Annotated in this window: 26 protein-coding genes; 7 read left to right on the plus strand and 19 right to left on the minus strand. The window is 30.5% G+C overall.

What is annotated here, in order from left to right:
* Window positions 1-3: 3 nt before the first annotated feature.
* From Q0617_RS10200 to Q0617_RS10210, 3 genes are all read right to left on the minus strand, one after another.
* Complete coding sequence (locus tag Q0617_RS10200) at window positions 4-351, minus strand: hypothetical protein (protein ID WP_298753114.1); 348 nt, start codon at window positions 349-351, stop codon at window positions 4-6.
* Between the two features lie 136 nt (window positions 352-487).
* Window positions 488-847: a cytochrome C gene (locus Q0617_RS10205; RefSeq protein WP_298753116.1), complete on the minus strand. Its 360-nt coding sequence runs from the start codon at window positions 845-847 to the stop codon at window positions 488-490.
* Between the two features lie 10 nt (window positions 848-857).
* The gene (locus Q0617_RS10210) at window positions 858-2,186 is read right to left on the minus strand and encodes a sulfite oxidase (protein ID WP_298753119.1); all 1,329 of its coding nucleotides are present in this window, start codon (window positions 2,184-2,186) and stop codon (window positions 858-860) included.
* A gap of 223 nt (window positions 2,187-2,409) precedes the next feature.
* Between Q0617_RS10210 and Q0617_RS10215 the strand changes: the two genes are divergently transcribed.
* Window positions 2,410-2,886, plus strand: a complete 477-nt coding sequence (locus Q0617_RS10215; RefSeq protein WP_298753121.1) for a hypothetical protein — start codon at window positions 2,410-2,412, stop codon at window positions 2,884-2,886.
* 54 nt (window positions 2,887-2,940) lie between these two features.
* On the opposite strand, the gene Q0617_RS10220 is transcribed toward Q0617_RS10215, so the two are convergent.
* The 14 genes from Q0617_RS10220 to Q0617_RS10285 all read right to left on the minus strand — a co-directional run bounded on the left by Q0617_RS10220 (window position 2,941) and on the right by Q0617_RS10285 (window position 14,800).
* Entirely contained in the window at window positions 2,941-3,756 is an 816-nt protein-coding gene (locus tag Q0617_RS10220; protein WP_298753124.1) for a DUF1853 family protein, read from the minus strand.
* A gap of 72 nt (window positions 3,757-3,828) precedes the next feature.
* Window positions 3,829-4,176: a DCC1-like thiol-disulfide oxidoreductase family protein gene (locus tag Q0617_RS10225; RefSeq protein ID WP_298753126.1), complete on the minus strand. Its 348-nt coding sequence runs from the start codon at window positions 4,174-4,176 to the stop codon at window positions 3,829-3,831.
* A 212-nt stretch (window positions 4,177-4,388) separates the two neighbouring features.
* Window positions 4,389-5,249: a DMT family transporter gene (locus Q0617_RS10230; protein WP_298753128.1), complete on the minus strand. Its 861-nt coding sequence runs from the start codon at window positions 5,247-5,249 to the stop codon at window positions 4,389-4,391.
* 365 nt (window positions 5,250-5,614) lie between these two features.
* Window positions 5,615-5,863, minus strand: a complete 249-nt coding sequence (locus Q0617_RS10235; RefSeq protein ID WP_298753129.1) for a ribbon-helix-helix protein, CopG family — start codon at window positions 5,861-5,863, stop codon at window positions 5,615-5,617.
* A 154-nt stretch (window positions 5,864-6,017) separates the two neighbouring features.
* Complete coding sequence (locus Q0617_RS10240) at window positions 6,018-6,287, minus strand: type II toxin-antitoxin system RelE/ParE family toxin (protein ID WP_298753131.1); 270 nt, start codon at window positions 6,285-6,287, stop codon at window positions 6,018-6,020.
* Window positions 6,280-6,516, minus strand: coding sequence for a CopG family transcriptional regulator (locus Q0617_RS10245; protein WP_298753133.1), 237 nt, complete (start codon window positions 6,514-6,516; stop codon window positions 6,280-6,282). Before Q0617_RS10245 ends, Q0617_RS10240 begins: the two co-directional genes overlap by 8 nt.
* 119 nt (window positions 6,517-6,635) lie before the next feature.
* A complete protein-coding gene (locus Q0617_RS10250) occupies window positions 6,636-7,880 on the minus strand; it encodes a GGDEF domain-containing protein (protein WP_298753135.1) in 1,245 nt (414 codons plus the stop codon).
* Window positions 7,881-7,895: 15 nt separating this feature from the next.
* The gene (locus tag Q0617_RS10255) at window positions 7,896-8,723 is read right to left on the minus strand and encodes a transporter substrate-binding domain-containing protein (protein WP_298753137.1); all 828 of its coding nucleotides are present in this window, start codon (window positions 8,721-8,723) and stop codon (window positions 7,896-7,898) included.
* 434 nt (window positions 8,724-9,157) lie between these two features.
* Window positions 9,158-9,754: a hypothetical protein gene (locus tag Q0617_RS10260; protein WP_298753140.1), complete on the minus strand. Its 597-nt coding sequence runs from the start codon at window positions 9,752-9,754 to the stop codon at window positions 9,158-9,160.
* 169 nt (window positions 9,755-9,923) lie between these two features.
* On the minus strand, window positions 9,924-11,459 hold the full coding sequence (gene guaA, locus Q0617_RS10265; protein ID WP_298753142.1) for a glutamine-hydrolyzing GMP synthase: 1,536 nt from the start codon (window positions 11,457-11,459) through the stop codon (window positions 9,924-9,926).
* 91 nt (window positions 11,460-11,550) lie between these two features.
* Window positions 11,551-11,748, minus strand: a complete 198-nt coding sequence (locus tag Q0617_RS10270; protein WP_298753143.1) for a hypothetical protein — start codon at window positions 11,746-11,748, stop codon at window positions 11,551-11,553.
* An 84-nt stretch (window positions 11,749-11,832) separates the two neighbouring features.
* The gene (gene nhaD, locus Q0617_RS10275) at window positions 11,833-13,224 is read right to left on the minus strand and encodes a sodium:proton antiporter NhaD (RefSeq protein ID WP_298753144.1); all 1,392 of its coding nucleotides are present in this window, start codon (window positions 13,222-13,224) and stop codon (window positions 11,833-11,835) included.
* Window positions 13,224-14,675, minus strand: coding sequence for an L-aspartate oxidase (gene nadB / locus Q0617_RS10280; protein ID WP_298753146.1), 1,452 nt, complete (start codon window positions 14,673-14,675; stop codon window positions 13,224-13,226). Before nadB ends, nhaD begins: the two co-directional genes overlap by 1 nt.
* Window positions 14,672-14,800 (minus strand): hypothetical protein, encoded by a 129-nt coding sequence (locus Q0617_RS10285; protein WP_298753148.1) that lies wholly within the window; start codon window positions 14,798-14,800, stop codon window positions 14,672-14,674. Before Q0617_RS10285 ends, nadB begins: the two co-directional genes overlap by 4 nt.
* Here Q0617_RS10285 and Q0617_RS10290 point away from each other — a divergent pair, their 5' ends adjacent.
* Window positions 14,801-15,187 carry a DUF721 domain-containing protein gene (locus Q0617_RS10290; RefSeq protein ID WP_298753150.1) on the plus strand — a complete coding sequence of 129 codons (387 nt, stop codon included), beginning with the start codon at window positions 14,801-14,803 and terminating at the stop codon, window positions 15,185-15,187.
* On the opposite strand, the gene Q0617_RS10295 is transcribed toward Q0617_RS10290, so the two are convergent.
* A complete protein-coding gene (locus Q0617_RS10295) occupies window positions 15,174-15,761 on the minus strand; it encodes a SprT family zinc-dependent metalloprotease (RefSeq protein WP_298753152.1) in 588 nt (195 codons plus the stop codon). The genes Q0617_RS10290 and Q0617_RS10295 overlap by 14 nt on opposite strands.
* Window positions 15,762-15,840: 79 nt before the next feature.
* Between Q0617_RS10295 and Q0617_RS10300 the strand changes: the two genes are divergently transcribed.
* Genes Q0617_RS10300 through Q0617_RS10315 form a run of 4 tightly spaced genes read left to right on the plus strand, consistent with a single transcriptional unit; the run spans window position 15,841 to window position 20,382 of the window.
* Window positions 15,841-17,013 carry a pyridoxal phosphate-dependent aminotransferase gene (locus Q0617_RS10300; protein ID WP_298753153.1) on the plus strand — a complete coding sequence of 391 codons (1,173 nt, stop codon included), beginning with the start codon at window positions 15,841-15,843 and terminating at the stop codon, window positions 17,011-17,013.
* Window positions 17,014-17,016: 3 nt separating this feature from the next.
* The gene (locus Q0617_RS10305; RefSeq protein WP_298753155.1) at window positions 17,017-17,913 is read left to right on the plus strand and encodes a cation diffusion facilitator family transporter; all 897 of its coding nucleotides are present in this window, start codon (window positions 17,017-17,019) and stop codon (window positions 17,911-17,913) included.
* A 13-nt stretch (window positions 17,914-17,926) separates the two neighbouring features.
* Window positions 17,927-20,170, plus strand: coding sequence for an adenylate/guanylate cyclase domain-containing protein (locus Q0617_RS10310; RefSeq protein ID WP_298753156.1), 2,244 nt, complete (start codon window positions 17,927-17,929; stop codon window positions 20,168-20,170).
* Window positions 20,171-20,229: 59 nt separating this feature from the next.
* Window positions 20,230-20,382: a hypothetical protein gene (locus Q0617_RS10315; RefSeq protein WP_298753157.1), complete on the plus strand. Its 153-nt coding sequence runs from the start codon at window positions 20,230-20,232 to the stop codon at window positions 20,380-20,382.
* A gap of 558 nt (window positions 20,383-20,940) precedes the next feature.
* On the opposite strand, the gene Q0617_RS10320 is transcribed toward Q0617_RS10315, so the two are convergent.
* Window positions 20,941-21,462, minus strand: a complete 522-nt coding sequence (locus tag Q0617_RS10320; RefSeq protein ID WP_298753158.1) for a hypothetical protein — start codon at window positions 21,460-21,462, stop codon at window positions 20,941-20,943.
* 134 nt (window positions 21,463-21,596) lie between these two features.
* Here Q0617_RS10320 and abc-f point away from each other — a divergent pair, with 134 nt between their 5' ends.
* A complete protein-coding gene (abc-f, locus tag Q0617_RS10325; protein WP_298753159.1) occupies window positions 21,597-23,555 on the plus strand; it encodes a ribosomal protection-like ABC-F family protein in 1,959 nt (652 codons plus the stop codon).
* The last annotated feature ends 40 nt before the right edge of the window (window positions 23,556-23,595 follow it).

Genomic DNA, 23,595 nt, shown 5'->3' on the forward strand with positions numbered 1-23,595 from the left:
TTATTACTCTCCATTTAAAACAGACATAACAGTTGCCCTACTCGTCTTTAATTCTGCTGTTATTTTTGATATATTTATATCGCCACTGTCAGTATAATACTCTTCATCATCTAGCATTCTTAATATAGTATCTTTTTTATCAAGTATCTCTTGAGAGGTTTGTCTAGTCTCAAAAGTAAAATCTTCCTCACTCATAGTTTCAAGTGCTTCCAAATCTCTTTTTATAGTAGGAACCGTAACTTTTAACTCTTTTGCCAAATCTTTGGGATCTTCAATACCACGCAAAATCAAATCTCGCAATGCTATTCTTCTAGTTTTAATTTTACGCCGACGATGGTAAGATATTTTCATTGTTCTTTATGTCCTTAAAATCTGAATACTCATTTGGAAGGGGTGTAATATTGCTTTTACTTTTTCACTCATATTTACTCTTTGTAAATCTGAGTATATAATGTTTATCTTGAAAAATAAGTCGCCGCTAGGCTACTTATTTTTCATAAGGATTTGGTGGCATATCAGAAGAATTGAGATTTGCCCGTCCTGTTTCTTCTTCTGGAGAATAATTCTTTGAAAGATAATCTAAAATAGTATCTTCAAGTTTTGGTGAAAACTCCCATAGTCCTTGAGTATCTTGCATCCATCTTATAATAGAAAGCCATGTTTGTCTATCTCCTCTTTGTGCCGTTATAAACTTTGCAGAGTGACAAACAGTACAAGTTGTCTTAACTTCTTCAAATCCAGGTGCTATTATTAATCCCGTTTTAGAATCAATCTCTTTCTCTGCTGCACCAAGGTAACTTGCACCCAAACTTAACATGAGTGCTATTGTTAGAAGAAATCTTTTCATAGTATCTCCCTTATACGACTTGTATGGCTATACGATGACAAGAGTTATTTAAATAACCTCTAGGATTCCATCCGGGCACAATTGTAGGTTGTGCTTCACCATTTGAATCAGTTGCTCTTGCCCAAACTTCATAATAACCTTTTTTAGGAAATTTTACACTAGCTTCCCACTCTTGCCATGCTAAACGATTTACTGGTTTTTTTAGATTTGCTTTTTGCCATGTGGCACCAAAATCTATAGAGATATCCATCTCTTTTACTTCTTCTTCACCTGCCCATGCTTTTCCTCTAAAAGAAAAAGATTCACCTAATTTATGTGTTACTCCTGATTTTGGATATGTGATTAAGGATTTGACAGGCATTGATTCAATGATACACATATCTTCATCTGGTACCTTTGTACCTGGAGCTACAGGATTACAAGGAACTCTATATGATTGTCCTCCCATTTTAGTACCATCATGGACTTTGTTTCTTATGACTATTTTTGAAAGCCACTTACCACTTGTTGAGCCAGGCCAACCACCTGCAACTAAACGAAGCGGATATCCATTGTAGTAAGGTATATCTTCTCCTTCATACTCCCATGCTATTAGTGTCTCATCTTTTAGAGCTTTATCCATAGGAACACCTCTTGAAATAGGATCTTTACTTGGATCACCACTTAGATGTGTATCTTTCCCATAATATCCTATATATACAGCATCATCTTTAATACCTACTGCTTGAAGTACATCACGTAAACGTATTCCTGTCCATCTTCCACAACCTACTGCACCTGTTGTCCATTGATTACCTTTTGCAGGAGGATTGTATTCACTTCTTCCATTACCTCCACACTCTAGCTGTATAGCATATGTGTAGTGTTTGAACTTTGCTTTTAATTCAGGCAGTGTAAAAGTTTGAGGATTAAGACAACTCTCACCTGCTATTTCTAAAGTCCAAGTGTCAAAATCAATATCTTTCATTTTTGGAGGAATACCATTGTTACGAATAAAAAAGTGTTTACCTGGAGTAAACTTATCATCAAGTAAATGAGGTGGTGTTTCCGCATTTACTGGTCGGTCATTAAGATAAACCAAACCATCTTTTCCAGGAATACTAAAAGGCTCATTCGTATCTGCTAAAGCTGCGGGGATTAAACCACCTGGCATCTTACTTGCAAAAGGAATATTTGAACCAACTACTGCCGCCATGGCAAGCAGAGAACTTTTCTTTAAAAAACCTCTTCTTGATTTAGGGTCTACCTCTCTATCAAAAACATCCATGTCCGCTTTAATTGGATCATTTTCATATGCTTGGTGTAGACCTACTTCTAATTCTTTTTCTATCTTTTTCATAAGTTACTCCTTTTTGATATTTTGCACTTATTCACAATAATATTATAAAATTATATATTATTTGTCAAGTAAAATATGAAGTTAGTTCTTACTACTAAGAGAAAAAAATGTTTTATTTTATTATAAAATAAACTCAGTATGACAAGCTACACTACCTCTAAAAGTTTGTGGTATTATAATTGCATAAACAAAATAATAAAATAAATAACAAACTGGAGTAGATATGCAAGATTTTATAGATAGTTATAAAGTTACCTTTGGTATAAATGTTGAAGTAGAGGTAAAACTTGACACGTCTTTAGCTGAAGGTGATATAAAAATTACAGAAAAAGGATATAAAGTCAATGCTTCTAAAGATGCTGATGCTTTAGAGATTTTAGGGAAAATAAAACTTCATACCATTGTTAATGATCCTAGAGTATTTAAACCAACAACCAACTTTATGGGAATCATTGTTTTTGCATATATTTATAGTACTATGGCAAAACATTTAGAGACTTTAGAGATGGATTTGTTAATCGAAAAATTTTTAATCAAAAAAGAAGACTCGCCACATGCATCATATGCTGTACTTAAAATCCTTGGAGCAGACCCAACACTAACAGGTGCAGATTCTAGTTTGATAGATCATTATTTAACTTTGGAACTTAACTCTGAAGTTTTAAACCAAATTGAAGAGATCAAAGAAGAGAACATCTAAATATTTTATCATTTTAAATTAAATTGATAACTCTATTCTTGGATTTAATTTTAATTACCACCAAGTTATAAAAAAGCTTTGGGTTTTATTTTCTTTTGTATTTTTCAACCAAACAAGTGGTGATTTCTGTTGATTTAGTAATAGTTCAATTTCATCTATTACTTCATCAAAACTTCTCCATGTTTCATTTGTATTACAATCACAAACCCAATCATTCCTTGCAGGTAAAAAGTATTCAAACTCTTTAAAATGCTTTTTTTTTATAAATTCTTCACGATTAATATAAAAACCTCTTACACAAGAGTTATTTAGTATAGGTATATCACAACCAACTAAATGCATTGGAACATAGATATTTCCTTTTAAACAAATCTTTTGTTTGAAAGAGTTTATATCCATGCCATCTAAATACTCCCTAGTTTCATTTTTATATAATAAAGGAAGTTGTTTGTTTTTTAGTTTTTCTAGCTTTTTTACAAAGGTATCATTTCTATTTGGACCGATATACCTATCAATCTCATTTGAAATAGAATCATCATATAAATAAAACTTGTATACATGCTCAACATGTAAGTATTCTTCTGCCTTTTTATCATAAATAAGAAAATCTATCTCACCAAGGGTTTGTTTATTATGTATAATTTGAATATTATTTTTTATCAGTTCATAGTTTTTTGACTGTTTTATATAGAACTCAAAAAAACGCTCTATCCTACTTCCTAAAGTAAGTCTAGAAGTGATATTTAGTTGAGTAAAATCAAACTCTTTTACTTCATCTATATCTAGTTGTATTTGAGTTAGACCATAGAGTTCTTTAAATAAAGAAGGGGTATTCATAAAGCCTAAAAATTGAATTTTTAAATTATTCATTTAATATAATACTCAAAATAGTATAAAGTGGAGGTTCACTCCAAAGTCTGATTCTCTCAGCATAATTTTACATCAAAAATTGCTATTTTTTCCTAAACAGAAAAGAACTATTTTTCTTATATATTTAACAAAAGGATATACAAAGTTTCTAAAAAATTTATTATTTTTAAAATATATTCTATTTTTTGAAACTTCATTTAGAAAAATAATTGCATCAGAGCCTTGATAAATCTTATCTTCATCTACTCTTATAATAAAACCATCGTTTATATTAAATCCTAAGTTCTCAAACTCTTTTATAGCCTCTTTGTTCTCACGGGCATTTATAAGGATTAGATTACACTTCTGTTTTATTTTTATATAGTTTGCATAGGCCTTACAAAAAGGACACTCTTTATCATAAAATAGTTCTATATTCATATTTGATTATACAATATAAAAAAGATATTTACACTAAGGAATGAATAAAAAGACGTCTATTATAACTATCACTTTTATTTTTATTTTTGTATTTATTATATACTTTGCAAAGTTTATCTATTGTTTAAAAATCTAATTCTTCAAACTTAGAGTAAAATGAGACTTTACTCTAAGAGCCAATCCTAAACCCCTGTGTAATCTTCTATATTAGACTATTTTCTACTAACTAAAATACCACCAACAACAATAAGTACAATTCCTATAAAAGTATACATATCTGGCATAAGGTCCCCTAGCATCACACCAAATCCAATAGCAAAAGGAATATTGGCATAACTCACCACTCCAATGATACTTGCCTTACTTATACTATATGCTCGAGTTAGAAACCATTGTGAAGTCGTAGAAATAACTGCCATAAGACCCAACAGTAACCAAATCATTGGATTAGTATAGAGTTGTAAAGTTACCAAAGGTGTAAAAATAGAAAGTATAAGTGGTATAATCATACCTACTCCCATAAAAGAAAGCATGATAACTCGGGCATCATATATGTCTTTGATTCTTTTAATCGTGGCATAAGCAGCTGCAGCGAAAAACCCACCTAACACTCCTAAAATATGCTCCAAAGAAATTTCTATACCAAATGGTTTCATGATAAATATCACCCCTAAAAATCCAATAATAAGTGCAAAAAAGGTACGTAAGCTAATGGTTTCTTTCATTAAATAGTATGCGAGTATCGTTACAAAAAAAGGCGAAGTTTTATTTAAAACAACAGCTTCTCCTAAAGGTATAGTGGCAATAGTATAAAAAAATAGCACCATAGCAACTGCTCCAAAAAATCCTCTTAAAAAAAGCAAATGTAGTTTTGAAGTATCTATTGTAACTGAGAACTTTTTAAGGGTTAAAAGAATGATTATAAATCCCAATAAATTTCTATAAAATACAATTTCAAGAGGGTCTATGCTTTGTGAAAGCAGTTTAGCAACTGCTCCATTAAGCGCTCCCAGCAAAGCACTGATGAGCATAAACAAAGCACCTCTATCCATAGATTTTAGTTTTTCTGACATTATTGATGTCCTTTTGTAGGTTTAATTTAAATAAATATGTGCCAACTTATTTATTTATTTATTGGAGATTCAAACGCAGGAAAGTAGTTTTGGTGTAGTTTTAGTTTTGTAGTTTCTACTTGTAAATATCGCCTCTGCTATCAACTTTTAAAATCTGTATCTCTTCTTCATTCATATAAAAAAGTATTCCATACATTGATACTCTTATTCTATAAATGGGAGGTATGTCATTACCTGTTAATCTTTTAACATCTCCATCAGGTAAGTTTAGAAAATCTTTTCTTGAAGTTTTCTGTCATATTTTGAAAACTTCTTTTCAAAAGTTTTTGAATATGATATTTTGTCCTCATACTTGTGGGATTGTATCATAAGTTAAATTTACTTTTAAAATCTTCATTTGAAGTAAATTCTTCATTTGCTAATATTGATAAAATCTCTTTTTCATCGTCAGCTTCAAGGATTAAATTTGCTTGTTGTTTAGTTTTAGCATTCTTTTCAATATATTCACTAAGACTCTCCCTAATCATCTGAGAAATCGATTTTTTTTCAATAAAACTCACTGCTCTTACTTGTTCATATAATTCTTCATCAATAGTTAAATTTAGTCTATGCATAAATACTCCTTTACATAGTGATGTATAGATGTATTATAATACATATTTTATTTATATGATAACTAACAAAATTTAAAGTGGAGATTTAACCTCTGGGAATAGTTCCAAATGTTATCGTTATCACATGACCCTTATTGCTCATATTTGTTATGTGTTAAGCATAAGCTTCTTGTCTGTGTTTAAAATCAACAACAGCAATAATCAGCTTATCATCTTCGATAAGATAAAAAAGTCTATAATTCCCAATCCTATATCTATAATAGCCTTCAAGATTATCTTTTAACTTTTTGATATTTGTTCCATAAAAAGGGTTTTCTCTAAGTTGAGGATAAACAAAGTTTTTAATTTTTGAATAGAGCTTTTTATCTATCTTTTTCTTAACTTTTTCAAAAGTTTTAGTCTCAGCAATTTGATACTTAGACAATGGTGTAATCACCATTTTTAAAGTCATCTAAACCGTTCATAAGGTTTTGAACTAGTTCTTTATCATCCATAATTTCAGCCATCTCATCATTTTCTACAAATTGTGATGATGTTAAATATTGGATTGTTGCAAATTCTATAAAGTTTGAAAGATTTCTTTTTTGACCATCAGCTGCAAGTTTTATCATATCATAGATGGAATCATCTACTCGCATAGTTACTGTTTTCATAATATATCCTTTTGAATATTTATTAATACTATTGTATTCAAATATATTCATTTTGTCAATTGGAAAAAAGAAAAAAGGAAAAAAGGGGACTGTCCCCTTTTCATCATATTTTTTAACTATTACTTACTTTCAACTCTATTTCTACCGTTTGCTTTTGCTTTATATAAAGCATTATCAGCACGTGCGATAACTTTATCTATATTTTCATCACCATCATAAATAGATACTCCAAAGCTTGCACTAAGATTCCCAATGGTTGGAAAATCATATTTACTAATTATTTCACGAAGTGATTGGGCTAGTTTGATAGTTCCCTGAAAATCAGCTTCTGAACATATTATCATAAACTCTTCACCACCCCAGCGCCCTAAAATATCAATTTTACGTATATTTTCTTTAAGTATTTTGGCAAATTGAATAAGTGCTTGATCACCAACTTGATGACCGTAGGTATCATTGACTCTTTTGAAATAATCAATATCTAAAATAATGATACCGAAAGTTCTATTGAAGCGATTACTGCGGTTAAATTCATCATTGAGTGCTTCATCAAGTTTTAGTCTGTTAAAAAGTCCTGTGAGCTTATCTGTAATGCTAAGGATTTTGTGTTTATTTAAACCCTGAATCATCTGGTTATAACTATCTTTCAATATTACCAGTTCATTTGTATCTGTCCAGGGAAGGTTTAAATCAATCGCTTGAGGAGACTGCACATCTTGATTACGTATTTTAGTCGTAAACTCCTCCAAAGGTTGTCCTAGATATTTTTTTATAAAATAATAGATAATAAACCAAAGTGCAATTGTTTTGATGATGGAATTAATTAAAATAAGAAGAAAACCATATTTAACCCGATCAAATACCAGTTGATTATTGGAGTATAATGTAACTTGGCCTAAAGGTACTTTATGATCAAAAGCTACTCCTTGATAATCCATAGGAAATTCATGCTTAAATAATGTATCAGTACCCAAACCAAACTCTTTTTGCTGGGTTACTTTTCCAGAAGAATCATAATAAGTTATCTCATTTTTTTCGTTAAGCACTGCTCCAATTTGTAAATCCATTTTATGATCAATCGATTCAACTTTAATCCCCACTACTATTGGTAAATTGTGCATACCTAATAAAATAGATTGCAACAATTCTTTATTGTAAGTCCAAACTGAGTCAACTATACCTCGATTAAAAGTAGCTGGCAAGGTTTGAATTTCCTTATAAAATTTAGCTTTAGTATCTTCATACTCTTTATAAAGTTGAACAACTGTTACCACCACTGCAACTAAAAAATAAACGCTAAAAATCGTAGTTAATAGGTGTAAAGCAATGCTTTGACGAAAACGTTTGAATGGAGAGATAATCATTAAATAATAAACCTTTTACTTAGACTGCCAGTCTTTAATTCCATACTTATCCAAAAGAAGTTGCAGACGTCCATCTTTTCGCATTTTTATAGTTTCTTCTGAGAGAATTTTAGCATACTCTTTTGAGTTCTTTTTTTTTGGTGAGAAACTAGCAAAAACATCAATCACTGAGTCCGTTACTCCAGAGACTTTTACTAAATCTACTTTACCCATTTGAGTGATTTTATATTCCAAAACACTTTTATCTTCAATAATAGTAGTTATCCGACCACTAATTAACATCTCCAACAATCTTTCCAATGGCTTTTCACCCTTCATTGCTAAAACATTATTTGGTTTTGCATTAAGATACTCCATCACAGTTGGATCAACATAGTCATAACCATCAATCACACCGATCATCTTAGCTTGTTTAAGTGACTGAGTTCCTGAATACTTCCAAGAAGAGTATTTAAGGGTAAAAAAGGTGCTGTTGCTTTTTCCAAGTGGAAAATCTGGAAAAATAAAATCAGGTGCTTCTTCTCTAAAACAAGCCATAGTACCATCCAATTTTCCTTCTCGAACCAATTCTAAACCACGGGTATAATTAACTTCTACAAACTCAACTTTATGACCTCTTGCTTTCATAGTTTCAACTAATAAATCACCTAAATAACCAACTTTCCCATCATTTTGTCCTGGTAAACAATCATAAGGACACCATTCATCTGTAGCTATTTTTAACGTATCTGAAAACAAATGTAGTGGGAAAAGTATGCTCAAGCTAAATACTACTATACCTGCTGATTTTTTAAAACCTTTCATCCATTCTCTCCTTAGTAAATTATTTGAGTTACTCTTCAATTTTTAAATTATATTTCATCTTTTTAACATTTATTATTATGTCTTTTATTTCTTTTATCTGTGCTTTAAGCTTAAAGTAGTTTTGATAAAATATCATTCTTAAGAAAACTAGTCGACATAATGTATATTTATTTGTTTAAAATAGTAATAAAACAACATTTTGTTGGTTTTTATTTTTATTTAAGATAGGAGTTTATTATAGCAAAAAAACTATTAGAAATAATCTCTCTTGTGCCCTTACAGGGTCACGCTTTGTTACTTTTTCCAACGATGAAATAAGTAACCAAAAAATCTGTTTTAATTGCTATCGCTAATATTAGCTTTCATTTGCATTATTATTTTATTATGAGATTAGGTGAACTTTTTCTATTTAAAGTTTTAGAATTACTTATTAATAAGGTATATCTTATCAGAAGAATCTAAATTAATTAAAACTATACCTTCTCAAATCGTGTACATGATGGAGATTGCTTCCTCGAACCCATTTGCATTAAATATAAAGTATCATCATCTATTAATTGAATTTCATGAGTATTTAATAACATTCTTATTTTTTCTAACCATATTGGTATATTTCTTCTATAATAAATATAATCTATTTGAGAACCATACGGATTATCAGAATGTAAAATAGCGCCACATTTCTTATAAACTTTGACAAACTCATTAATTGTTAAATATTTATCCTCACTTAATGAACTTAAATCATTTTCTACTCCTTCTATTTCACTTTTCTTTTGCACTAGAGGTTTTGGATAAAAATTTATGTTTATTTTTCCCATATCTTTTAACATAAGTTCTGCATTCCAAAATTTTGAAAATTTTTCATATTCTTTTGAGTAAATTTTGATATTTGAAACTAGAGACCCAAAGGCAATCAATTCAAGAATTTTTCTAATTTGTAAACATACAAACTCAATATGAACATCATGAACTCTTTTAGAACCTTGAATATCTAAATTCCCTATAACAATTGTTCTGCCTTTAATCTCAGACAGCAAATTCAAATATTTATCTAAATCATTAGTCATTTCTATTCTCCTAAAAAATAAAGATTTATCATATTTTATACTAAAATTAAATTATTTTAAAATTTTGTCGGAAGTTTGGTGTAGATTTTGCGAAGATGAACGAAGGTGTACTACTCGTACATCGAAGTTCATATTCGCGGAAAGATGCGCCGAAATTACGGCAAAAAAATTATTCCCACTCGATTGTTGCTGGCGGTTTTGAGCTGATGTCATATACTACACGGTTGATTCCATCAACCTCATTAATAATTCTTCTACTTATCGTCTCTAAAATATCATGAGGAATATGTGCAAATGTTGCAGTCATACCATCTGTTGCTTCTACTATTCTTACACAAACAGTGTTGTCATAAGTTCTGTTATCACCCATAACTCCTACTGATTTTACGTTTAATAGTACTGTAAATGCTTGCCATGTTTTGTCATATAATCCAGTTGCATGTAAAACATCTAGCATAATAGTATCTGCACGTCTAAGAATCTCTAAGTCAGGTTTATTTACATCTCCCATAACTCTAATAGCAAGTCCAGGTCCAGGGAATGGATGTCTTCCAATCATATCTTTTGGAAGTCCAAGTTCAAGTCCTAAAAGTCTTACTTCATCTTTAAAGATTTCTCTTAATGGCTCAATTAAATCAAATGTCATCCAATCAGGAAGTCCACCTACGTTGTGGTGAGATTTGATAGTTTTTGAAGGACCTTTTACTGATACTGATTCAATAACATCTGTATAAAGTGTACCTTGTGCCAAGAACTCTATTCCATCGTGTTTTTTTGCTTCTTCATCAAATACTTGGATAAATGTTTCACCGATGATTTTTCTTTTTGTTTCTGGGTCTGTTACACCTGCTAGTTTACTTAAGAACTGCTCACTTGCATCTACTGTGATTAAAGGTACACCACGAGTTGCAAACATAGCTTCCACTTGTTCTCTTTCGTTTGCTCTTAAAAGTCCATTATCAACAAATACAGGGATAACTTGAGTACCAATTGCTTCTGCTAAAAGTGTTGCTACTACAGAAGAGTCAACTCCTCCTGATACTCCACAAAGAACTTTTTTATCTCCAACCTGGTCTTGGATTTTTTTGATTTGTTCTTTTGCAAAAGATCCCATGTTCCATGTACTTTCACAACCACAAATATATTTTGCAAAATTTTTAAGTAGTTTTGCACCCTCTTGTGAGTGATAAACTTCTGGATGAAACTGAAAAGCATAAACCAATCTATCCAAATCAGCGATAGCTGCATATGGTGAGTTTTCACTTGTCGCGATTTTTTCAAATCCTTCTGGGATTTTTTCAACTCTATCACCATGACTCATCCATACAGTTTGTCCATCTGTTGTATCTCTAAATATATCACTTTGTTTTGCAAAACTTAATTTTGCTTTTCCATATTCATGATGATCAGCAGGTATTACACTTCCACCAAAGTGTTGAGAAATAAGTTGCATACCATAACAAATACCTAAAATCGGTAATCCAAGTTCAAAGATTGCCTCATCTGGATGATATGAGTCTTTAGCATAAACAGAAGCTGGCCCTCCACTTAAGATTATACCTTTTGGCGTTCTAGCCTTTATATCTTCGATACTTTCGCTATATGGTACAATTTCTGAATAAACACCAGACTCTCTAAGTTTTCTTGCAATGATTTGAGTATATTGACTACCAAAATCTAATACAACAATGGGTACATGTTTCATTTATTATTTTCCTTCTTATTTCACACTTTTTTGTGTTTGCATATTACAATTTTTAATCAGGGATTTTATCTAAATAGTTGTAAAAAATTGGTTAAGTGGTTTTTTCATCTTCTGTTTCTTGAAGATTTGTTTTTCCACATTTGGGACAGGGGTTTCCAGGATTGCTATAACATGAATAACAAAACATCGCTTCACAACCTTCACAAGTATGTTTACAATGTTTACATACGTAAGTTCTAGCTCTTTTAAATTTATCTTTTTTAGAAGTTTTAAAAATCCAAGAAAACACTATAACTCCTCAAATATAGAATAAAAAAAGGCTATTAAGTAAAATCTTAATAGCCTTTTTTATTTAATCACTTATGCTAAATTTTTATCCAGCGTGATAAAAACCTATTACTTCATATTGTAAATACCAAACAGAAACTGATACGATATATCCTATTAAAATAGTCCAAGAATATTTCATATGAGCACCAAACGTATATATACCGTGAAGTTTACCCATAACACCAACACCAGCTGCCGAACCAAATGAAATAAGAGAACCACCAACACCAGCTGTTAAAGTTACAAGCATCCATTGGTCAAGTCCCATTTCAGGAGAGGCTTTAAGAACTGCTGACATTACAGGAACATTATCAACGATTGCAGATAAGAAACCAACACCAATATTTGACCAAGTTGGTCCTAAAACGTTTGGATCATAAACTACTGCGGCTAATGCTAACCATCCAATAAAGTATAAAGCTCCAACTGCTGCTAAAATACCAAAGAAGAACATTAACGTGTTGTTTTCAATTTTTGCCATTGAGTGGAAAATATTGAAATGATCAGAACCATATTTTTTCTTTAAACCATAAGAGTAGATTTTAAGTAATGAAAGACCAAACATCATACCCCACATTGCAGGTAAATGTAAAATTTGGTGAGACATTACAGCACAAAAAATTGTAAATACACCAAGTCCCATAACTACTTTTGAACCTGCCGCCATTTCTGGTTTTTTCTCTTTTGAAGCATCAAAAGCTGGAACTTCATCAGGAACAAACTTAGCTAATAAAATTGCAGTTATTAAATAACCAAGAATTGAAGATGGGAATAAGAACATAAAGTCTGTAAAAGAACCTTTTCCTGCTGTCCATGCCATAAGTGTAGTAATATCACCAAATGGAGACCATGCACCACCTGCATTTGCAGCAACAACAATATTGATTGCACCTGGAACTAAGAAGTCTTTTCTTGTCTTTTCAATAGTGATTAATACTGTTGATAAAATTAGAGCAGTTGTTAAGTTGTCTGCTATAGGTGAAAGGAAAAATGCGATAAATCCAGTTACCCAGAAAAGTTTTCTATAAGTAAAACCTTTTGAAATTAGATTATATTTTAATCTATCAAATACTCCCATATGAATCAATGACTCAATATAAGTCATAGCAACAAATAAGAAGAAGAAGATTTCTGCAATTTCTAAAATAAGATGTTGTGCTTGCGTATGAACAGAGTTCATATCTAAGCCATTCATTGCATAATATACAGCAACTAACATAAACATTAATGTACCAATCAATAACGCAGGTTTTGCCTTATCAATTGCATATTTTTCTTCTGCAGCAACAAAATAATAACCAACAATAAATATTAATAAACATGAAATTCCTACCCACGTCATAGTTAAGTCAGGATTAGCGTGAGCTTCTCCTCCTCCACTTGATGCGAAAGCAGCAACTGAAACTAAAAGTAATGATACTAAACTTTTTAGCATTAATTCTCCTTGATAAAATGAGCACCTAGTGAACTTTTACGTTCAATAGCGCTAGTCAAAATAGATTTTGCCGTAAGCAATCTTAAAAACAATAATCTGCCAACATCTTCTTTTAAAAATGTTTCGATTTGTGTCAATGCTGTACGCAAATTCAACTCGTTTCTTACTATTGAAGCATTTTCCCACATAAGTTTTCTTAATATATTTTTTATATCTTTATCAATGTTTTTATTTCTTATATGTTTAGATATCTCTTTGTTATAATTGCTTTGATTTATCTCAAAATGACTCTTCAGACTATGTTCAACTGCAATTTTTGAAAATACTATACCTTCTAATAAAGAGTTTGAAGCAAGTCTATTTGCTCCATGGACTCCAGTACAAGCACACTCACCTATTGCATATAAATTTTTCATACCTTCTACTTGTGCATCTAAGTTTGTAGGTATTCCACCCATGGTGTAGTGAAAAGCTGGAGAAATAGGTACGTTTTCAAAAGGTAGTTCAAATCCTAGGTCTTTTAGGTTTGCATAGATGTTAGGAAATCTTTTTTTGAAAAACTCTTTTTCAAAGTTTTTAAATGATAAAAAGACACCCTTACCAGTTTTTGTAGCATAATCAAATATTGCTCGACTTACAATATCTCTAGGGGCTAACTCTCCATCTTCGTGATAATCAAATAAAAATCTTCTATCATCATCATCAACTATAAAAGCACCCTCACCTCTTAAAGCCTCACTTAAAAGTGGCTTTCTAGCAAAGTGGGTTCCTCTTACAACAGTGGGATGAAACTGAAGCATCTCCATATCTTTTAAAGATATTCCTTTTTCTAAGCAAATACCTTGAAGTTCGCCAGAGATTGAAGTAGAGTTTGTATGATATTTATATAAAGAACCAACTCCTCCACTTGCAATAATAGTGTTGTGAGCATATACGACTTTCTCTTCTGTTTCATTAACAAAATATTGAACACCATAACAAACATCATCTTTGATAAGTAAATCACTTACAACAACATTTGTAACGAGTTCATGGGGGAATTGTTCGATTAAGAACATGTGTATCATTCTACCTGTTGCATCACCATCAGCATGTATAATTCTACTTCTACTGTGAGCTGCTTCTTTTGTAAGAGCTATTTCACCCTTTGCATTTAAATCAAACTTTAATCCTGCATTTATAATATCTTTTACTGCTTCGTTTGATTTTTCACTTAAAAGTTTTACTGCATTTATATTGTTGTGGTGAACACCTGCATTTAAAGTATCTTCAATATGTACAGGGATATCTTCTTTATCAACAGCAAAGGCAACTCCACCTTGTGCCCAAAAAGTATTACACTCCCAAGGGGATTTTTTAGCCAATAGAAGTACTTTTTTATCTTTAGGAATAAGTCTTGCTGCATTTAATCCAGCAATTCCAGAGCCTATAATGACATAATCGTAAATCACTTAGATGATACCTCTTTTGTATCATCAACATAGACAGGTGGCGCTTTATAACCACACCCTGAAAAACTTAATATAAATAGTGTTATAATCACTGCATGAAAAATGCTAACGAAATTCTTACTCATTTGAAATATTATCCTGAATTTAAAAAAATTAATACCAATATTACTATAGAAAGACTAATTAATGCCTTACCTCTTAAACTAAAAAAAGGTATAAAATTTGGTTATATAAAAAACCAAACTCTTTTTTTCGTATTAACGCATCCTGTTTATAAAATGGAGTTTGAGTATAACAAGAGTTTGATAAAATCACTTTTAAAAAAAGCAAATATTGCAAATGTAAATGATATAAAATTTTTCGTAACTAATGTTATTGAGAAAAAAGAAGAAGTTAATGAAGAAAAAGATTTCTATACAGAGCGTGCTCATGGTATCTTTGAAAACTTTTGCAAAGATGAAAAACTACGAAATAAATTTGAAGAAATTAGAAAAGTAATTAAAAACTCTTAAGCTTTTTCTCACACTCTTTATAGTCTGGACAATACATTTCAACCAAATCCCAAAACTTTTTAGAATGATTTTTGTGTTTTATATGTGATAATTCATGAATAACTACATACTCTATAACACTTGCTGGAAATTTAAGCAGATTTAGATTTAGATTTATTGTGTTGTCATGGGAACATGAACCCCACCTTGATTTGTTGTTTCTATATTTTACTACTTTTGGAAAAAGTTGCATTATTTTTGCTTGATTATTAACTATTGGACTTATTACTAAAGGAGCTTTATTTTTATAAAATTTTATCAAGTCAAAATTCTCAAAATCTTTTTTTTCAAATTTCTCACCTAAGTAATAAAATTGATCTTGCGATATTGTTGCACTTTTTTTATTTAGATGTTTTAATATCCAATCCTCTTTTCTGAAAATCAAATCTTTTGCCTCATCTAAAGAAAAATATTTATTTGCAGTAATTTGAATAAAATTATTCTCAATTATTCTCAAATAGCAGTGTCTTACATTTCTTTTGTTTATTAATTTTGCATCTACTTCTTTTTCATGTAGTAAAACTTTAAAATTCAATATTATCCTTAAGTATATTTTTGATAAAATCCGCATACTATTATATTGTAATATAATAAAAATTACATTGAGGAAAATGATGAAAATTGCAAATAGAATGGAGAACTTATCTCCGTCGGTTACAATGGCTATTACCGCTTTAGGAAGAGAACTTAAAGCACAAGGTAAAGACATTTTAAGTTTTAGTGCTGGTGAACCAGATTTTAACACGCCTGATATAGTAAAGCAAGCGGCAATTAAAGCGATTCAAGACGGACATACTAAGTATACCGCTGTTGAAGGTATCACTGAAACTAAAAAAGCAATTATTAATAAACTAAAAAAGGATCATGGACTAAATTATGATTTAGATGAAATTATAATTTCAAATGGTGCAAAACACTCTTTATTTAATCTTTTTCAAGTACTAATTGAAGAAGGTGATGAAGTTATAATTCCAGCACCTTATTGGGTTACATATCCTGAGCAAGTAAAGTTTTCAGATGGTGTTCCAGTTTTTATTGAAACAGATGATTCTACTTCATTTAAAGTGACAGCACAGCAAGTGAAAGAAGCAATAACTGATAGAACAAAAGTTTTACTTTTAAATACACCTTCAAATCCAACAGGTGCAGTTTATACAAAAGAAGAATTAACTGCTATTGGAAAAGTATTAGAAGGAACTGATATCTTAGTTTTTTCTGATGAAATGTATGAAAAAATTATGTACGATGGGAAAAAGTTCTGTGCAGCTGCTGAAGTTAGTGAAGATATGTTCCAAAGAACAGTTACTATCAATGGACTAAGTAAAGCAGTAGCAATGACAGGTTGGAGATTTGGATATCTTGCAACTCCTCAAAAAAACTTAGTAAAAGCTATGATTAAACTTCAAGGTCAAGTTACATCAAATGTAAATTCAATCACTCAATACGCTGCTATTTGCGCACTTGAAGGTGAGGCAGATGATACAATTGAAATCATGAGAAAAGAGTTTGAAAAAAGAAGAGATATTGCAGTTGAAAAATTTAACGCTATCAAAGGGATCTCTTGTGTTGTTCCAGATGGTGCTTTTTATCTTTTTGTAAATATAAAAGACCTTACATTTGATTCTATGAAATTCTGTGCAGATTTATTATCTCAAAAAGGTGTAGCAGTAGTACCAGGTCTTGCATTTGGTACAGAAGGGTATTTTAGATTCTCTTTTGCTACAGATTTAGATTCTATTTTAAAAGGTATTATTAGAATAGAAGAGTTTGTTAACGAGAACTACTAAAAAATGACTCTACAAAAAAAAGCAACGGTTGTCTCATCTAGCGTTGCAGCAATTCTTACACTAATAAAACTAGTTGTAGGAATTGCAAGTGGGTCAGTTGCAGTTTTAGCTTCTGCAGTTGATTCAGTTTTGGATATGTTTGTATCCGTATTTAACTACTTTGCAATATCAAATGCAGAAAAACCAGCTGATAAATATTTTAATTATGGTAGAGGAAAAATTGAAGCCTTGGCTTCTGTTATTGAAGGTACAATTATTACCCTATCTGGACTTTTTTTATTATATCAAGCAATTGAAAAAGCTATTAATGGAGAAGTTTCAAGATATATTGAAGAGTCATTGACCGTAATGATTATCTCTTTAGTTATAACTATTTCTTTAGTAATATATCTAAACTATGTATCTAAAAAAACAAACAGTATGGTTATAAAAGCTGATGCCCTACACTATAAAACAGATGTATACTCAAATGTTGCCGTATTGGCTTCTTTATTATTGGTAAACTTTACAGGATATGAGATAATTGATGTAATTATTGGTGGAGGGATTTCATTATATATTATATACTCTGCTTATGAACTTATCCAAGATGGTATTTTAGTTTTACTTGATAAAGCAGTTGATCAAACAACAGTAAAACAAATAGAAAAAATACTTATGTCTGAAGAGAGAGTAAATAATCTACATCTACTAAAAACAAGAGAAGTTGGAAATAGAATATTTGTAGAAGTGCATTTAGTCTTTGATTGTCTTATCACATTAATGGAAGCTCATAAAATTTCAGATAAGATAGAGAATAAGATTAGGAAAATAGACAAAGAGAAAAATTGGATAATCAATATTCATATGGATCCCTATGATGACTTCGAGTCAAATGACGAGGAGCATGATTTACATTAAGTAAATAAACATAATGAGAAATAAATTTATAAAAAAAACACTTTTATACTCTGGTCTATCTATAATACTTTCAATATTTTTATCTTTTACTTATATATTTTTTCCACAACTCCCTGAATCTTTTGATAGTAACTTAAGGGATACACTCTTTAAAATAAGAGGAGAAATACCAAATAATGAAACAGTCTTTATAATTGATATTGATGAAAAATCTTTACAAACCTTAGGTCAATGGCCTTGGTCTAGGGATAAAATATCAAAAATACTTGAAAACCTTACAAATGCAGAAATTGGACTTATCGCATTTGACGTCGTTTTCGCAGAAGAAGATAGAACATCACCCCATAAGATTTTTAATCAATACAATGTAAAAATGGACAATATTCCAAACTATGATGAAATATTTGCAAAAACAGTTGCCTCAACACCTACAATCTTGGGTTATCAGTTTGAACTAGAAAAAGATAATGAACACGTAAGTAAAAATGCTCCTTCTATTCCTGCTATATTTGTAGAGAGAAATAAGAACCCTGAACAAAACTATCTTATCACTGCAACAGGTACTATTTTAAATATCCCAATAGTTCAAGACAATGCATACTCTAGTGGTTTTTTTAATAATATCCCAGATGAATCAGGGATTATACGAAGTGTACCTTTAATTATCTCATATGATGATGCTATCTATCCATCTTTAGCTTTAGAAGTATTAAGAATTATCACTGATACAAAAAGAGTTGATATTAATTATGACCCATATGGTGTTAAAAATGTAAAGTTAAATAATATCACTATTCCAACAGATAGACATGGTAGGATATTAGTAAACTTTAGGGGAAAAGAGAAAAATTTTAAATATATTTCTGCTTTAGATATATATAATGATAAATTTAACAAAGAATATATAGAAGGAAAAGTTGGATTAGTAGGAACTTCTGCTGCTGGACTACTTGACTTAAGAGCAACTCCTTTTGAGTCAGTATATCCTGGGGTTGAAGTTCACGCAAATGTTATAGACAATATCATAACTGGTGACTTCATATATAAAGCATCATGGATTGATGGTGCAAACTTAGCAATTATTTTTGGCCTATCAATTGTGGTTATGTTAGCTATCACCTTTACACCTTTTTGGTACAATCCTGTTATTACTATGATATTTTTAGGAACTACACTATATGGGGTTTATTATGCTCTATTTACTGAAGGCTTAGTTTTTAATATCTTTTATCCATTGGTTACAATTGTTGCAGCTGCTGTTATTGCTACACTTCTTGATTACTTTTTTGAGATTAAACAAGAAGAAGCAATCAAAAAGAAATTTGCTTCTAAAGTATCAAAAGAGGTTATGGATAGTCTTTTATTAGACCCAGATAATAGTACATTTTCAGCTACTCAAAAAGAGATTACAGTATTTTTTAGTGATGTAAGAAACTTCACAAACATATCTGAGTCTATGCCTAATGCAACTGTATTAATTGAGTTTCTAAATGAATATATGGACCCAATGACTGATATAATCATAAAAGAAAAAGGTACAGTTGATAAATTTATTGGGGATGCCATAATGGCATATTGGAATGCACCTGGAAATGTTCCTGACCATGCAGAAAGAGCTGTAGTAGCAACACTAAATCAACTTCATTTAATAGATGAACTAAATAAAAAAGTAAGACAAGACCCAAGATTTGAAAACACAGTAAAAATGAGTGATAAGATGGGTGTTGACCCCATAGAGATTGGTATAGGATTAAATACTGGTGTTGCAGTTGCAGGAGAGATGGGAAGTAGCCAAAGAAGTGATTATACTGTTATTGGTGACCCTGTAAACCTAGGTGCAAGACTTGAATCACTTTGTAAATACTATAACTCAAAATGTAATATTTCAAGCTTTACAAAAGAGCAACTAACAGGTAGTTATATATATCGATTTATAGATTTAGTGACTGTAAAAGGGAAAAGTGAACCTATTGCAATATGGCAAATTCATGATTATGATAGGGACGAAAGTGAACATAAGCTTTACAAAACATCAAAACAAAGACTTAAAGACGAACTTGAACTTTATCACAAAGCAATTGAGCTTTATAAAACTGCAAAATTCAAAGAAGCTTTAGAGATTTTTAAAGATGTGAACAACTGGGAAGATAAATCAAATAAAAATATTTATGATATTTATATAGAAAGATGTGAACACTATATTGAAGAGCCTCCAACAGATTTTAATGGAGTCTTTATACACACTACAAAAGGATAATTTTCAATCTTTTAAAATTTTTGTTATACTAAGAAAAAAGGATATAGAAAGGATAAAAAATGGAAATAGTTTTTGCATTAATCTATCTTGCTATGTTTATAATAGCTTTTTTCTTAAGTCTTGTTAGTGTTAGATACTTTATTACTATGTGGAAGTATAAGCATAGAAAAAAAGATGGTAGTGAGGATGATGATTTTAAGAAGTTTGATTAGGAAATCCCCTCTTGAAGACTTAGCAGTCTCCGCTTTCTTACTTTTTAGTTGTAAAAAGTAAGATAAAAAGCAACCAGACGAGTTGATGAATGCGAAGCTCCCCTACAGTTATATATTTATTTCCTGCCCTGCAAAACTCACTAAAGAGTGCATTTAGCACTCTTCTTAACGCTCAAACAGTTTCGGGCGTAACCGAAAATAAACATCTAACTTCCGGCTTCATCAAAGTCTGGAAAGAAGAAAAGTTCAAACTATTATTAGCTAAGTAACACAAGAAAAAGAAAAAAGACTAATCAAATCAAAAATGCAAATGTCCTTATCCCACCTTTAATTCCAACATTTGCAAAAGCCGAACGTTTATTTTTCATTTCGGAAAAAGCTGAGGACTGTTTAAATAAAAAAGAGTGATAAACTCACTCTTTTTTGTGAGTTCCGCAAGCTAGAAATTAAAAATAATAAGTGAGGGAACCCAAAGGGCTTTGAAACTCTGTTGGTGGTTTTGCTTACTTTGTCCACACAAAGTAAGAGATGCGAAGACCTTTAGGTGTTTATAAAAATTTACTTAAATAACAAATCTTCATTTATTAACTTTCTAAATTCTTGTTTTGTCCAATTTAAATTAAAATATACATGTTCGCTATATTGTATTGCTTTATTATAAGATTTTTCGTTTTTTGTTATAAATAAAGCTCTTACATTATTTATACAAGCATCTTTAAATATTTTATTATCACTTGTTATAAAAATTGCATTATTTATTTTTGATAGTAAAGCAATAAATCTGTCATTTATATGCTTTTCTTCACTATAATTTATAAATTCATCATATTCTTTTGAATAAAAAGTACCTTGTCCAAAACCTACTGCATTTGGATTATCAGCAAAACCAAAAAAACCAATTTTTTTAAATTCTATTTCTAATAGTTTATTTATAAGCTTTTCTTTTTTAGAATTAAATATCTCATTTTTCACATAGGTTGGAACCCAAATTTCAATATCTAACTTTTCAAAAAAACTTTTTCTCAAACTTAACTCACAACAATAATCTATTATATTTGAATCAAAGACCAATTTATTCATTAATATTATTTCCTATTTCTACATAATAATATTATAACCAATATCTCAATAAAAACTAAAAGCAGTATATAACAGATTTTTAGATACTATATCTACCTTAAATAATAAACAATATATAGGATTTCAAAACTCATATGGCACTAATAGACTTACAAAACATCTCAAAACAATACGACATCAAAGTAATACTTAAAAATGTAAACTTTACACTAAACCAAGGACAAAGAATCGCTGTCATTGGACAAAATGGTCAAGGAAAATCAACCCTTCTTAAAATCATCACTGGTGAAGTAGAAGTTGATAGTGGAGAGAAGGCTATAGATAAGTCTCTTAAAATAGAGATGCTAGCCCAACAGCCAAAATTCAAAGCTGATTTGATGGTAAGAGATGCCATTGAAGAACAACTTGTAGAAGTAAAAAGTGCTAAAGATGAGTATGAAGATATATCACAAAAACTTGTAACTGATTATGAAAATGAAACACTCTTGCATAGACAAAGTGAACTAGCTACTTTTTTAGAGTTTCACAATGCTTGGGACTTGGACAATCTTATTGAGAGAGTTTTGATTGAGTTTCAGCTAAAAGAGTTTGAACATAAAGATGTAAATCTTTTAAGCGGAGGAGAACAGCGAAGAGTAAGTCTTGCAGGACTACTTTTACGAAAACCTGATGTTTTACTACTAGATGAGCCTACCAATCACCTTGATGTATATATGGTAGAGTTTCTTGAAGAGTTACTTATCAAAAATAACTTCACACTTATCTTTATCTCACATGATAGATATTTTATAGATAATATTGCAACGGAGATAGTTGAAGTAGAAAATGGTGAAATAAGAAAGTTCAAAGGTGGATATACAAGCTATCTAGAACAAAAACAACAACTCCTAGAAAACATGGAAAAAGAGCACCACAACCTAATTCGAATGGTTAAAAGAGAAGCCTATTGGATGCAACATGGAATAAGCGCAAGAAGAAAAAGAAATGAAAGAAGAAAATCAGAGTACTTTGATTTAAAGAAAAAAGCTAAATCAAATCCATCCCTTATCAAAAAGATGAGTGTAGAACTTCAAAGGGAACAAAAAGCATTTAATAGTAGTGAAGAAGCAAAAATACAAAATAAAAGAAAAATGCTTTTTGAACTAGATGACATATCAAAAACACTTGGAAATAAACTACTAATAAAAGACTTTACAGCAAGAATCTTACAAAAAGACACCATAGCAATAGTAGGACCAAATGGTACAGGAAAGTCTACTATGCTAAAAATCTTTATGGATAAACTTCAAGTTGATAGTGGAAGCTTTAAAAAGGGTGATTTCAAAATAGGCTACTTTGACCAACAAAGAGAGATGTTAGATGATAATAGAAATCTTATGGAAACTTTTTGTCCAAATGGTGGAGATAGAGTTGTTTTAGCAGATGGAAGAAATCTACATGTTTATGGATACTTAAAAAACTTTTTATTTCCAAGGGAGTACTTAGATAAAAAAGTTGGAGTACTAAGTGGTGGAGAAAAAAACAGAGTTGCCCTTGCCCTACTTTTCACTAAAGATATAGACTGTATGGTTCTAGATGAGCCTACAAATGACTTAGATATTCCAACTATTAATATCCTAGAAGAGTATTTACAAAACTTCCAAGGGGCACTTATATTTGTATCTCATGATAGATATTTTGTAGATAAAATTGCTAAAAAACTTTTTGTATTTAAAGGACATGATGGACAAATATTTGAATCTTTTCAGCCATATACTGAATACCTTGAAATAGAGAAAGAGCTAAAAGATTTAAGTGAGTTAGATAAAGAGTTTACTAAAGTAGAAAACAATCAAACAAAAAACTCTACACCTAAAAAACAGACAAAATTAAGTTATAAAGACCAAAGAGATTATGATAACTTACCAAAAGAGATTGAAGAGTTAGAGCTAAAAATTGAAGAAATCAATAAATGCTTATCAACTCCTTCTTGCTATGAAGAAAAAGGTATTGTCGCTATTTCTCAAGAGTTAGAAGAGACAAATAGTATTTATGAGAAAAAAGTGGAAAGGTACCTAGAACTAGAAGAAATGATAGAGAGTTTTAACTCTTAGTTTGCTACAATAGTTTAAATTATAAATTTTATAAGGAATG

The organism is uncultured Arcobacter sp., from assembly GCF_937982575.1.
Taxonomy (GTDB): domain Bacteria; phylum Campylobacterota; class Campylobacteria; order Campylobacterales; family Arcobacteraceae; genus Arcobacter.